Below are 13,242 nucleotides of genomic sequence, written 5' to 3'. Positions count from 1 at the left end.
GTGCTACACTAACGGCATAAATCAGTACCGTAAATTAATAATATTAGGATAAGAAGATGGCAGAATCAAAAGCGAGCGTCACTTGGCAAGAGAATAAAGCTTTTATGGGCGTAGCGCCATCAGGGCATAACGTTCAGATCGACGCTGATAAAGAGAAGGGCGCAAGTCCCATGGAGCTAGTACTACTAGGACTTGGCGGCTGTGCCAGCTACGACGTGGTATCTATCTTACAAAAATCGCGGCAACAGGTGCAGGATGTACGCTGCGAGCTGACTGCACAGCGGGCGGAAACTATCCCAGCAGTATATACAGATATCTACCTACATTTTGTGGTTAGCGGACAAGATATCGCTGAAAAACAGGTTGAAAAAGCCATTAAACTTTCCGCTGATAAGTACTGCTCAGCCAGTCGTATGCTAGTAGATGGCGGCGTTAACATCACTCATGATTTTGTCATAACGACAGGCGAAGGGGCAGATGGTTAGATGATTTACCTCTTTGGTTTTATCCCTGATACTGCCGCTGCCGCAATATGGGCAATGGTGGTCGCCAGTTTATTGCCGCTACTGATGGCAATAACGGCCAAGGTGTTAGGCGGCTTTGGTCTCTCGGATAACGCCCATCCGCGAGAGTTTTTGCGGCAGACTACAGGTGCTTCGGCGCGGGCGAATGCCGCTCAGCAAAACAGCTATGAGACGCTACCGGTATTTTTGGCAGCGGTTATTGTCGCGATGCTGTTCTTTGTACCACAGCCCATTATTAATACCTTAGCTTGGCTATATGTGATTATCCGTATCGGTTATTGCGCGGCTTATATTACTAATTTGGCGACTTTTCGCTCTATTCTTTGGGTGCTATCAATGGCCTGTCCGCTAATGCTATTTTATATTGCGATTCGGATTAGCGCTTAGCTGTTAAAGTCAAAGCGTTGAAATAATAAAAGCGAAAAACGGTATTTAACAGCTACCTCAATTTAGAATTTTTATCAGCGACTCGCTTGTAAAGCGGCGATAATAGCCGCTTTATCTTTCTGCCTTTTGATCTCATTCCATAGACTTTGTGCTTCCATATAGCCCTTAGTCAGCATGCCCAGCCACTGCTTATAACGACCAACGAGCACCACATCATTTTTTGCTTCGCCTTGCAAAAACCTAATTTGATGAGTGATTAAGTCTGACCAAAGTAGTGTCGACGTTTTCAACGATTCGTCCTTAGCTACATCTATTTTATCCACTTGCGCAATTAAATCCGGCCGCGTCACCGCCCCGCGTCCGAGCATCAAATGGTTGGTGCCTGATTGCCTGATACATAGCTTCGCTTCCTCAGTGTTCCAAATCTCACCATTAGCAATCACTGGGATATCTAGGCTATTAAAGCCTTGAATTTTCTCCCAGTAAGCGGGCGGCTTATAGCCTTGCGTTTTCGTGCGGGCATGAATGGTTAGCCAATCCGCGCCGCTCGCGTCAATTGCCCCGCGTATATCATCCATACGGCTGGTATCGGTGTAGCCGAGACGTATCTTTGCTGACACAGGAATTTCGCTAGGGACTGCTTGGCGTACAGCGCTAATAATCTGATACATGACTTCAGGCTCATCGAGCAGCACTGAGCCGCCGCGATGGCTATTGACCGTCTTAGCAGGACAACCAAAATTAATATCGATAGCGGGCGCACCAAGCTCACAAGCAAAGACCGCATTCTCTGCCATCAACTGCGCTTCGCTACCGAGCAACTGGATATGAATAGGCGTACCTGAGGCGGTCTTAGCATCATGATGCAGCTCTGGCACGTATTTATAGAATACATGCGCAGGCAAGACAGTTTGGGTGACGCGAATAAACTCACTCACCGACCAATCATAAGGGCGACCCAAATCGGCGGCAATCTGCGTTAAGATTTGCCGCATTAACGGATCGGTCAAGCCTTCCATTGGGGCTAGTAGGCGGACGGGGTTGCTAAATAAAGGATTAAATTGTTTATTAGACATAGTATAAGAATTAAAGGTTTTAGCTGTTTTGGGTCGGTAGGTTACGTATCGCGAATGACAGTCTACAGCGGAGAATTGAATTTAATGACAAGGTTTATAAACGTTCGGGTAGGCTACGGCTTTAGCCCAGCAAATCGTTATACAAAATTAAAATATTGCTTGGTAAATACCAAGTTTAAAATTTAGTTATAACGTCTAAGAGCTCAAAGTACATAAAAAATTTAAGCTGCTAAATAAATGAGCAAACTAACTGCCATAAATCACTTTTTTACCGGTCTGCAGTCCTGAGATGAGTGGCGCAATATTGGCAATATCTAAGTTATTTTGTGCGCGAGTACAAGCCACATACAACAAACGCAATTCTTCAGGGCTAATCTTAATGCCGTTGGTCGTGACATCATAATAGAAGTCATCATCGAGCTGTACCTTTCCCCACTCAAGGCCTTTGGCTTTGTGCGCGGTTGAGATGACGTAATCGGCGTTCTCAACACGAGTTAAACTATTCACCGCGCGCGTCAAGACGCTAGTGCCATGATCATCGACCAATTTAACCAAAGTTTTTAGATCGCTGCCCTCATTGGTTTCTGAATACTCTTGCACATCCGACCAGTTATAGAAATACGCCAGCTCTGGCACGCCATAAGCAGATTTACCGTTTTTGAGGTTTTCTGCCGCTTGGCAGAACTTTAGCATACGCTCGGTATCGGCTTGTAGCGCTACGCGATGGCCGTGCTTTAACCCTGTGAGTAATTGCGCCATAGCCGCCGCGTTGGTACGGCAAAGAATGGCGTCCTTTTTGCTATGTACGAGGCCTTTCTCAGTAGAGGAGCTTTTATTGGGGTTGCCTTTAAGAGGCACGTCTTCTTGTAGCGCTTTGAGTAGAGTATTCGCCACCTCAGCAATAGGTTCGCCGAAGCGAAACGACTGCGTCAATAAGGTTTGCGGCAGCGGTAGCTTTTTCATCGCATTGACCGCTCCGCGCCACTCATAGATCTGCTGATGAGCATCGCCAACATAGATAACTTGCTTTGATTGCTGCGTCAAGATACCCATCATCAAAGGGTCGGCATCCTGCGCTTCATCAAATAAGATAAAGTCGGCCGGGATAGTAGGCTTAGATAGCGCCCATAATTTAAGATAAATATCATGACCGATACCGGCAGGATGACGCGCGTCAATCGACTGTAGCCAACGCTGCTCAACTGCCGGATAGAGCATTTCTCGTAGCTGCTCAGCGTCACTATCATCGAGCCAGCTGGGAAACAATAAATGCCGGGGCGCAGGGTAGCTGGCATGGGTACTACAAAAGTTACTCACCGCATCGCTGACAAATCGCGCAAGGCGGGCTGGGGTCAAAGTGATGTATTTATTCGAGCCTTCTATCTGCCGTCGCACTTGCACCGGCTGCAAGCCTAAGTCATCACCTAAGCGTTTCGGCGAAAACCGAGGCAATGATAGCTTAGCGGTAATGTCTCGCGGCACATGGCGATAGGCGAGCGAATGAAAGGTCCGGCAGTCGACGTGTCCTGGAAACTTGGCGCGCGCATCATTAGCTATAGCCTTGTTAAAGGCTAAGTACAAACCGCGACCACGCAGCCGCTCACCAATCAGCTTTAGAGTAGTCGTTTTACCCGCGCCGGCATAAGCGACCACCTTAAACGATTTATGATCCATCGCCATATTAAGCGCAGCAAGCTGCTCTTCGGTAGGGTCACTCATATAAGCGGGCATAGATGCAGACATAAAAAGCTACCTAAATGTAAAACAGAATAAAATGAAGCATGAAATAAAAGACACGGGGCTAAAAAAAGCCACTGCGTAAACAATGGCTCATTAGAAGAGAAAAAACGCAAATAAAGGCGCTTTCTTGATTGGAATAGGGTTTGTTGCGCATGCGTAAATGAGCACTACTGATTTTAACAGATTAGCTTTGTCTTTATGAGCAAACATTTGCTATCAGCAGTCATTGTCTTATAACGCACTAATCATTTCATAAAGCATTGATATCATTTTGGCTTTGTTAATGCTCTGAGTGCTCAGCGACTAGATCTTCTTTTTTGTCTTTAAGCAAGATTTTAGCTAAAAATAAGCCCAACTCAAACAACAGCCACATCGGAAACGCGAGCATCAACATCGATACCCCATCTGGCGGTGTCACTACCGCCGCTATGGCAAAACAGCCCACAATGATATAACGGCGTTTATCTTCTAAGCTTTGAATGGAGACAATACCGACCAATATCAACAGCAAAGTCACCACTGGAATCTCAAACGTCAGCCCAAACACCATAAATAACTTCAAGGCAAAGCTCAGATAACTGTCTATATCGGTCATCGGCAATACGTTTTGTGGCGCAAAAACGATAAAGAATTTAAGTACGCCTTTAAGTACCACAAAATAGGCAAAAGCCACGCCGGCATAAAACAGCATGATCGATGATAATAGTACCGGTATTGCGACTTTTTTCTCTTTTTTGTACAGCCCTGGTGCGACAAAAGACCAAATTTGATAAAGAATATAAGGCATGGCAAAAAAGGCAGCCACAAATATAGTCAAGCGTATCGGCGCCATAAAGTTAGAGGTAATATCGGTCGCGATCATCGTTGAGTTAGCAGGCAGCTGCGCCACTAATGGGTCAGATAAAAAATCATAAAGCTCCCGTGAGAAACCAACCAGTGCTAAGAATACGATTAATACCGCGGCGCAGATCTTGATGAGATGCCGGCGTAGCTCAATCAAATGCTCAGTGATGGGCATGTCTGCAAGAGAGTCTAATAAATCATCGGATTTTTCGTCTTGAGCACTTTTAGCATCAACACTACCAAAAGATGCGCTATCAACTGCCTCTTCATGAGCTCGTTTTTCTTGCCGGCTTTTTTGGCGTTTAAACAATGTCATAAACTCGCCTCTCCATTATGAGGCATGGGGTTATCCGCATCGGTTTGGCTATAAAGCAAAGTATCAGCTTTATAATTCGGCATGTAAGGCGCAGCAGGCAGACGACGCGCCTTATCGTAAGCCCCTAAGCGAAACCACATATTCTCCCATGGACGCGTCATTATAGGCGTATTTATATCGTCGATAGAGGCTGAGTCAGTATTTATAGCTTCGGACTGCTTATCAACCATCAAGTCACTATCATAAGCATATTGTTCATCTAAAGTTGGCGTCGCCGCGCTTTTGCTAGCATCGACAGCAGTATCATTATCCTTGTGAGCGTTTGGCTCTTTTTTTAAGCTAGTAGAATTATTTTCATCTTTTAAGCTGTGATTCTGAGCAGATTCAAACTCTTGCATGTTTCCGCGTAACTCAGCCATCTCGCGCTTCATTTGCGCTTCTGTCTCGCGAATTTTTGCCAGCTCTTTTTGCATCTGCTGGCGGGTCTCTGCCAGATCAAGCTCAGCTTCTATCTCGGACTGTAGCGTTGAGACAGTACGGCGAATTTTGCCATACCATTGACCAGCAGTACGCGCTGCTTGTGGCAGCTTCTCCGGGCCAAGCACGATTAAGGCAATAACGCCAAATAAGAGTAACTCTGAAAATCCGATATCAAACATAAGGCCTGAGCATCACTATCTATAGAGCAGGTAAAAATAACCAACGTAGCGGCTGTACTAACTACTCTGTCGAACTAAACTTTATGTTGATCATCGCTTGCAGCAGGACTGATTTCAATATCATCAACTTTGGTGCCGTGCGTTTTATTAGCACTGCTATTGGGGGGCACGCCAGCTTCATGATCGAGTACGCGGTGTTTTTTAGCGTTTTCGGCTTCTTCGTCTTTGACCGCATCTTTGAAGCCTTTGACCGCGCCGCCTAAATCTTTACCGGCATTTCTCAGCTTAGAGGTGCCAAAAACGACGACCACGACCACCAAGAGAATGAGCCAATGCGTAATAGAAAAACTGCCCATAATGATATCCTTAATGTCTGAGACCTCATGTCTGAGATTTCTGAGTGTGAATGCTGCTCTTTAGTTGTTGGCATTAGTATTGCCGCCACCGCGCTACTGTTATTTTATAGAATATTGATCTATTTGACAAAAATACAGACATAACGCTGACGTAAAAATACTATTATACCTTGCCGTTATGACAAAAAGGTGAAAGTCGCAACAATCACACAGAGTAAATAGGTAGTGGCACTTTTGTTTTCGACATATAGTCGATCCTAAATAAAACAGATACATTATATATCAACGTGCAACTGGTCTAAATTTTCCTTGCGTGCTGTGCCTACGTAGATAGAGGCTGCGAAAAACTTATTCCAGTCCCACTGTATCGTTTTTATACTGAACTCACTATATGATAGGTTATCTCGACGCTTTCTCATCAATACCCGAAAGGCCAAAACGTCGTCCCAGCTCATTGAGTACGGCCTCAGACTCTATATCGAACCAAGCCAGACCAATTAAACTGTGGAACCAGACATCAGCCACTTCATAAATAAACTCATAACGCGCGGCATCAAAGGCTTCTTTATCTAGTTGCGCATCACTATGGGCCAAGTCTTTGGCCGCAATAATGCTCTCGGTCGCCTCTTCGCCTACTTTTTCTAATATCTTGTTAAGACCTTTTGCGTAAAGGCTTGCCACATAAGAGCTATCGCTATCTGCTTGCTTGCGGGCGCTGAGGACTTGATCGAGCTGCTGTAAAATGGAGTCTTCAGCTTGCAGGCTTTGATGATTCTCTTCAGCCAAGTTAGTGTTCGTTTTACTCGTAGTTTCTGTAGCTTCAGGGCTTTGAGAGTTAGTGCTATAGATATCGGCAGGGTCTTTTAATACCGGTTCCACTGCTTGCCAAGTGGGCTCTGAGCCCGACAAGTCCAAACGCTGATAAAAGCAGGACTCACGGCCAGTATGACAAGCGATACCGCCCACCTGGGTGACACTGAGTACGATAACATCAGCGTCACAGTCTAAGCGGATATCATGTACGTGCTGGGTATGCCCTGAGGTTTCGCCTTTATGCCACAGCTGATTACGAGAGCGCGAAAAGTAGACCGCTGTTTGCGTTTGGGCAGTCAGTTGCAGCGCTTCGCTATTCATCCAGGCCATCATCAAGATACGTCCTGATTGATGGTCTTGAGCGATTGCTGGAATGAGTCCGTCGGAATTAAAGGTGATAGCAGTGAGCCAAGCCGGTACAGTCATAATGTCTCTAGCGTCTGATAAAAAAGGGGAGGGCGGTTGATTAGCATTAGGCTAGATCGATAATACTATACAGGTGGCTTGAATGCGATACGATAATAAGAAAAACAGCAAGAAAAAACAGAAAAGTAGGGCTTAGGCGTTAGCCTGTTTACATTGATCAAGGGCCTGTTTGATTGTCTTGTTCAGAGTCGTGACTTTACCTGATCGATAATCATAATTAACAAAATGCTGGCGTGATTTGGCTACTAAAGAGCCATCATCCATGCGCGTGACCTTAATATTGATATCGCAGCCTTCAGTAGATAACTGCTGTACGCCTACCTCAAATAACAGCGCTTCACGCGTGCGCACCATACTAAAAAGGTTCAATTGCATATCAACTATAATAAGACCTTGGTAATCGGCATGAATCTGCTGGATACCTTTGGCATATAAAAATCGCTCGCGAGTCTCAGACAATAGGTGAGATAAAGACTCTGGCGTCAAAAAATTACCAACACCAATTTCGTTATTTCTCACCCGCATGACCGTCTCAAAGACGAATACAGTATCATCGAAGACTAATTCTCGGTCTGTTGGTATCATCGATAGTATCTCCTATAAGGATGCTCTAAAGGGTAAAAGTTTGGGAGTGCCCTCGCCGAATCATTAATGCCACGTATTGCTATACAAATTCATATAGGAGCTAACACGAGCTAATCGTATAAACGGGTATCGTTAGAGTACGTTATATTCATTTATATGAATACATTATTATAGCCATAGCTGCCGGATAATTTCAATATTTTTAGGGGTGAACGGTTGCTTTACACGCTAAAAGGACAAATAGGCTGCTGAAGAAAATTCGCTACTAGCTACTATGATAGCGTTTCATTAATTAGAGCTAAAAATTGAAACTTTGGTTGGCAAATTAATAGCGAGTCTGCTAAAATAGCGCCTCCCACCTCGAGGCAAATGGTTGATTGATGAGCAGATTTTATGAATCGCTGATAATAATCGTTTGACGACCAGGTTCTATCAAAGACAAAGAGGCAACTCATCATGAAAGTTAAGATGAAAACTAGAAGCGGCGCCGCAAAACGCTTCAAAAAAACCGCGAATGGCTTCAAGCGTAAGCAAGCCTTCAAAAGCCATATTTTGACCAAGAAATCTCCTAAGCGTATTCGCCAGTTGCGTGGTCTAAAGATGGTGGCCAAGTCTGACGAAGCAGCAGTTCGTCGTATGTGCCCATACATCTAATCGATCTTTGCAATTTATCGCTTATTATATCTAAAGAATCTTGGAGTAAATTATGGCCCGTGTAAAACGTGGTGTACAGGCAAATCGCCGTCACAAAAAAATCCTAAAACGTGCAAAAGGCTACTACGGTGCCCGTTCACGTGTTTATCGTGTAGCAGTACAAGCCGTAACGAAAGCGGGTCAATACGCTTATCGTGACCGCCGTAACAAGAAACGCTCTTTCCGTCGTCTATGGATCGCTCGTATCAACGCTGGTGCACGCTTAAATGGTTTGAGCTACAGCCGCTTTATCAACGGTATGAAAAAAGCCAACATCGATATCGATCGTCGCGTTCTAGCTGACATCGCTATGCATGATGCGGCGACTTTTAGCGTACTGGTTGAAAAAGCGAAAGCAGAATTGGCTTAAGTATTAGCTACCCTTAGACTTTATTGTTAAGTGATTAAGGGCCAGTTAATCAGCATGATTAGGTCAATATAAAACAAGCTACCGCTAGTCGGTGGCTTTTTTTGTATCTTTGTCTCTTCCTCATATTCAAATAGGTCAAGAATTTACGATAGCGAACATCGCTATGTTCAACAGACCCTAATCCGTCCAGATAAAAAGACGGTAAATAATTTGCAATATTTGCGCAAACCCTTACAATCTATACTCTGTCTATACCAGGAATAATGCGTCTTATGACTACCCCTGTTGCTACCGATTTGTCGGCGCTACCGACTCTATCTTCGCAATTAAATGAGCTCGATGAAGCGCAGCTAAACGGTTTTGCCGACGCTGCTGTAGCGCTAATTGCGCAAGCGACCACCGTACCTGAACTGCAAGAGCTGCGCGTACAGCTGACGGGCAAAAAAAGCTCGCTGACCCAGTGGTCAAAACAAATGGGTAAGCTGGCTGCCGACGACAAAAAGACGTACGGCGGCTGGTTGCACGGGGTTCGTAGCCGTATTAATCAAGCTTTGAGCGAGCAGCAGCAGCAACTTGAGACTGCAGCCTTAAATGCAAAGCTTGCCAAAGAGAGTGTCGATATCACTTTGCCTGCGCGCGGCGCTCAAAAAGGTCACTTGCACCCTGTGACTATGATCACTCAGCGCATGCAGCAGTTTTTTGTGCAAGCAGGCTTCAACGTGGCGACTGGCCCTGAAGTTGAGAGCGACTATTATAATTTTGAAGCGCTAAATATTCCCTCGCATCATCCTGCGCGCGCTATGCACGACACTTTTTATTTTGACGCGCATTATTTATTGCGCACGCATACGAGCCCAGTGCAAATTCGTACTATGGAGCAAAGCGCGCCGCCGATTCGTATTATCTGTCCAGGCCGCGTCTATCGTAACGACTCAGACCAAACGCATTCGCCAATGTTCCATCAGCTAGAGGGGCTTATGGTCACTGAGTCGAGCACTTTTGCTGAGCTAAAAGGCTTGATTAGCGAGTTTTTGCAAGCCTTCTTTGGCAAAGAGCTGACTGTCCGTTTCCGTCCTTCATTCTTCCCGTTTACTGAACCTTCAGCCGAAGTCGACATCTTAGATGATAATGGTAAGTGGCTAGAAGTCATGGGCTGCGGCATGGTCCATCCGCAAGTACTAACCAACTGCGGTATCGATAGCGATAAATATACTGGCTTCGCTTTTGGTATGGGTATTGAACGTTTTGCGATGCTCTATTACGGTATCGATGATTTGCGTCTATTCTTCCAAAACGACGTGCGCTTTTTGCAGCAATTTGGCTAACTGCTTGTCTGCTATAGACTTGTATTTAGGGCGCTAGGTGCTGATAGGCCTTTCCTTACTATAGAATCTTTATTATAAAATTCAGATCCGAGATATTTATGAAAATTAGCGAACAATGGCTACGTCAATGGGTAAATCCCGCCAATACTAGCGAGCAGTTAGCTGAGCAGCTAACAATGGCCGGGCTTGAGATTGACGATCGTTTTGCAGTTGCCCGCGCTTTTAGTGGTGTGGTCGTCGGCGAAGTGCTTAGTGTGGAACAACATCCAGATGCCGATAAGCTGCGCGTTACTCAGGTCAATATTGGTACTGCTGAACCATTACAAATCGTCTGCGGTGCACCCAATGTTTATGCTGGGATGAAAGCGCCTGTGGCTACCGTTGGTGCTGTGCTACCAAGCGATGACAAGACAGCTTTTAAGATTAAAAAAAGCAAGCTACGCGGCGTGGCCTCAAACGGTATGCTTTGCGGTGCTTCTGAGATTGATTTGATTGATGATATCGACGGACTCCTTGAGCTACCTGACGATGCTCCAACTGGCACTGATATCCGTGAGTACTTAGGCTTAGACAATCAAATATTAGATATCTCTATCACGCCGAATCGCGGCGACTGTTTCAGCGTACGCGGTATCGCGCGCGAAATAGCCGTTATCAATGAGCTATCGATGCAGACGCCGGAGATAAACTTAGCTTTTGCCGCTAGTGAAGAGGTAAAAACTCCTAATGTAAAGGTCGCTGCCACCGAACAGTGCCCGCGTTATTTATTGCAAGCGATTAGCGCTATCGATCGTAGTATCGATACCCCAAAATGGCTGAGTGACGCACTTATTCAATCAGGTCTACGTACCCATAACTTCTTAGTCGATGTGACGAATTATGTGTTGATGGAGCTTGGCCAGCCATTGCACGCTTTTGATGCCGATACGATCGAAGGCGATATCCAAGTGCGTTTGGCTAAGCCGCAAGAGAGTGTTACTTTGCTCAATGATCAGACGCTAACGTTAAGCGGTGATGAGCTCGTCATCGCTGATGACCAAGGTATCTTAGCCCTTGCTGGTATTATGGGCGGCAAGCGCAGCAGCGTCACTGAGACGACGACCAATATCGTGCTAGAGAGTGCGTTTTTTAGTCCATTAGCTATCGCCGGTCGTGCTCGCCGTTTCGGTCTGCATACCGATGCTTCTCAGCGCTTTGAGCGCGGCGTTGATTTTGAGTTGCCACAGCTTGCTTTAGCGCGAGCTCGCGAATTAATCACCGCAGTTACAGGCGGCGTAGCAGGATCTATAATGAGTGCTGAGAGTCCTACACAGCTACCCTCACGAGCGCCCATATCTTTACCTATTGCAAAGGTGGGCGAGGTGATAGGTATCGATATCGAACCTGAGACGATGATACGTATTTTGACTCAATTAGGGTTTGACGTAGAGCAGCAAGGGCATGTTTTAAAAGCTACGCCGCCATCGCATCGTTTTGATATGAGTATTGCTGAGGATTTGATAGAAGAGATTGCACGAATATACGGTTACGACAATATTCCCAGTACCTTGCCTCATCTACAAGTGAGTATGGACTATGACGATACTGCAGATTTGACTCATGAGATGAAGCTGGCACTAGTCGATATCGGCTATATGGAAGCGATCAGCTTTAGCTTCAGTGATGCAAAGATAGAAGCGCTAATCGAAGATGAGGCACTAGGGGAGGTATTAGCTCTAGCCAATCCGATATCGAGTGATTTAGCCGTGATGCGCCGTACGCTATTATCGAGTCTGTTGCCCTGTGTGCAGTATAATCTTAACCGTCAACAGTCGCGTGTGCGCTTTTTTGAGACCGGTCTAAGCTTTGTTGGTCATAGCGTTAGTGAGTTGGTACAGACGCCTAGCATAGCGCTCGTTGCTGTAGGTAATGTTTGGGATGAACAAGCCTACCAAAACCGTGCAATTGATTTTTATGATCTCAAACATGATGTAGAGCAGCTACTTCCTGCTTTAATCGACGGCGCGCGAGTGCGTTACGAGCGCAGTGAGCTGGACTTTTTACACCCAGGTCAGAGCGCTAAGCTTTATATAGATGATCTGTACGTAGGATGGCTCGGTCAGCTACACCCTAATACTGCTAAGCAGCTTGATTTGCCAGTCACTTGGGTCGCTCAGCTCTCACTAGCGCCTTTATTAGAGCTTGCTCGTGAACAGCAGACGATTACCACACCCAGCAAATTTCCACAGATACGCCGTGATATCGCTATTTTGGTCGATGATAAAATCAGCTTGCAGACTCTACAAGCTACCATACGTAGCGCGGCAGGCGAATTATTAACTGATTTGTGGTTATTTGATGTTTATCAAGGGGATAACGTACCTGCAGGTCAGCGTTCACTAGCCTTTGCATTAGTATGGCAAGATTATAGCCAAACCTTGTCTGATGACACGGTCAAAACAACGACCGATAAAGTGGTTGCGGCTTTGAGCGAGCAGCACGGGGCTCAATTACGCGACAGCTAAGCGGCACTCACTTATGCTAACTAGTTATTATTAAAGAATTTTATGATAACTAGTCATCAATTTATAAAAAAATCCTTTATAATGACAAGCGTTGAAAATCAATTTTTTCTTATGCCGTTTTTATAACACCGTAAGTTAAAGCAGGCTCTCTTAGCCATACCATTGATACAGTAACTATTCATTTTGTCACTGTACTATAGTATTCAAGGGAGCCTACCGCACCAATCAGGAGTTGCACTGTGAGTACCTTAACAAAGTCAGATATGATTGAACATTTAATGGATCATCTAGGCCTAAGCCGTCAAGAAGGCCGCTGTCTGGTCGAAAATTTCTTTGATGAGTTGTCTGAGAGTTTGATTGATGGTAAGGAAGTTAAGCTTTCAGGTTTCGGTAACTTTGAGCTCAAAGACAAAAGCAGTCGCCCAGGCCGCAACCCAAAAACCGGCGAGCCCGTAGCCGTATCCGCGCGCCGAGTGGTCACTTTCAAAACTGGCCAAAAATTTCGCCAAAAAGTCGATGAGCATTTATTTGAAGCTTAAGTCTCGATTTTGAGTGCTATTTTATTGGTCTTAATAATAGTCGACTCAAACTTTCAGCTCCATTATGCTATTGAAGCAAGTCTTAG

General features: G+C 45.4%; 14 protein-coding genes. 7 read left to right on the top strand and 7 right to left on the bottom strand.

The features are described 5' to 3' along the window. The first annotated feature begins 56 nt into the window (after positions 1–56). Together AAEY83_RS02075 and AAEY83_RS02070 are read left to right on the top strand one after the other, a co-directional pair. On the top strand, positions 57–485 hold the full coding sequence (locus tag AAEY83_RS02075) for an OsmC family protein (protein WP_025646063.1): 429 nt from the start codon (positions 57–59) through the stop codon (positions 483–485). After that, entirely contained in the window at positions 486–911 is a 426-nt protein-coding gene (locus AAEY83_RS02070) for an MAPEG family protein (protein ID WP_025646062.1), read from the top strand. It begins immediately after the preceding gene. A 74-nt stretch (positions 912–985) separates the two neighbouring features. Here the strand turns inward: AAEY83_RS02070 and AAEY83_RS02065 are convergent, their stop codons facing one another. From AAEY83_RS02065 to AAEY83_RS02035, 7 genes are all read right to left on the bottom strand, one after another. Beyond that, the gene (locus AAEY83_RS02065; RefSeq protein ID WP_025646061.1) at positions 986–1,987 is read right to left on the bottom strand and encodes a tRNA dihydrouridine synthase; all 1,002 of its coding nucleotides are present in this window, start codon (positions 1,985–1,987) and stop codon (positions 986–988) included. Positions 1,988–2,233: 246 nt separating this feature from the next. Further along, the gene (locus AAEY83_RS02060) at positions 2,234–3,730 is read right to left on the bottom strand and encodes a UvrD-helicase domain-containing protein (RefSeq protein ID WP_025646060.1); all 1,497 of its coding nucleotides are present in this window, start codon (positions 3,728–3,730) and stop codon (positions 2,234–2,236) included. Between the two features lie 277 nt (positions 3,731–4,007). Beyond that, on the bottom strand, positions 4,008–4,745 hold the full coding sequence (gene tatC, locus AAEY83_RS02055; RefSeq protein ID WP_392397031.1) for a twin-arginine translocase subunit TatC: 738 nt from the start codon (positions 4,743–4,745) through the stop codon (positions 4,008–4,010). 137 nt (positions 4,746–4,882) lie between these two features. Then, the gene (gene tatB, locus AAEY83_RS02050) at positions 4,883–5,545 is read right to left on the bottom strand and encodes a Sec-independent protein translocase protein TatB (protein WP_025646058.1); all 663 of its coding nucleotides are present in this window, start codon (positions 5,543–5,545) and stop codon (positions 4,883–4,885) included. 74 nt (positions 5,546–5,619) lie between these two features. Beyond that, complete coding sequence (gene tatA / locus AAEY83_RS02045) at positions 5,620–5,901, bottom strand: Sec-independent protein translocase subunit TatA (protein WP_025646056.1); 282 nt, start codon at positions 5,899–5,901, stop codon at positions 5,620–5,622. Positions 5,902–6,300: 399 nt separating this feature from the next. After that, positions 6,301–7,140 carry a bifunctional phosphoribosyl-AMP cyclohydrolase/phosphoribosyl-ATP diphosphatase HisIE gene (gene hisIE, locus AAEY83_RS02040; protein WP_025646054.1) on the bottom strand — a complete coding sequence of 280 codons (840 nt, stop codon included), beginning with the start codon at positions 7,138–7,140 and terminating at the stop codon, positions 6,301–6,303. 132 nt (positions 7,141–7,272) lie between these two features. Further along, positions 7,273–7,725 carry an acyl-CoA thioesterase gene (locus tag AAEY83_RS02035; protein WP_025646052.1) on the bottom strand — a complete coding sequence of 151 codons (453 nt, stop codon included), beginning with the start codon at positions 7,723–7,725 and terminating at the stop codon, positions 7,273–7,275. A gap of 456 nt (positions 7,726–8,181) precedes the next feature. Between AAEY83_RS02035 and rpmI the strand changes: the two genes are divergently transcribed. The 5 genes from rpmI (at position 8,182) to AAEY83_RS02010 (ending at position 13,156) form a co-directional block, all read left to right on the top strand. Next, positions 8,182–8,379: a 50S ribosomal protein L35 gene (gene rpmI / locus AAEY83_RS02030; RefSeq protein WP_025646050.1), complete on the top strand. Its 198-nt coding sequence runs from the start codon at positions 8,182–8,184 to the stop codon at positions 8,377–8,379. Positions 8,380–8,431: 52 nt separating this feature from the next. Further along, the gene (rplT, locus tag AAEY83_RS02025) at positions 8,432–8,788 is read left to right on the top strand and encodes a 50S ribosomal protein L20 (RefSeq protein ID WP_025646048.1); all 357 of its coding nucleotides are present in this window, start codon (positions 8,432–8,434) and stop codon (positions 8,786–8,788) included. Between the two features lie 272 nt (positions 8,789–9,060). Continuing rightward, the gene (pheS, locus tag AAEY83_RS02020; RefSeq protein WP_025646046.1) at positions 9,061–10,113 is read left to right on the top strand and encodes a phenylalanine--tRNA ligase subunit alpha; all 1,053 of its coding nucleotides are present in this window, start codon (positions 9,061–9,063) and stop codon (positions 10,111–10,113) included. A gap of 98 nt (positions 10,114–10,211) precedes the next feature. Continuing rightward, entirely contained in the window at positions 10,212–12,617 is a 2,406-nt protein-coding gene (pheT, locus tag AAEY83_RS02015) for a phenylalanine--tRNA ligase subunit beta (RefSeq protein ID WP_025646044.1), read from the top strand. A 239-nt stretch (positions 12,618–12,856) separates the two neighbouring features. Continuing rightward, positions 12,857–13,156, top strand: a complete 300-nt coding sequence (locus tag AAEY83_RS02010) for an integration host factor subunit alpha (protein ID WP_025646042.1) — start codon at positions 12,857–12,859, stop codon at positions 13,154–13,156. Positions 13,157–13,242: the final 86 nt, after the last annotated feature.

Source organism: Psychrobacter sp. TB20-MNA-CIBAN-0197, from assembly GCF_040309765.1.
Lineage (GTDB): Bacteria > Pseudomonadota > Gammaproteobacteria > Pseudomonadales > Moraxellaceae > Psychrobacter > Psychrobacter submarinus.
This window is presented reverse-complemented; position numbering and strand designations above follow the sequence as displayed.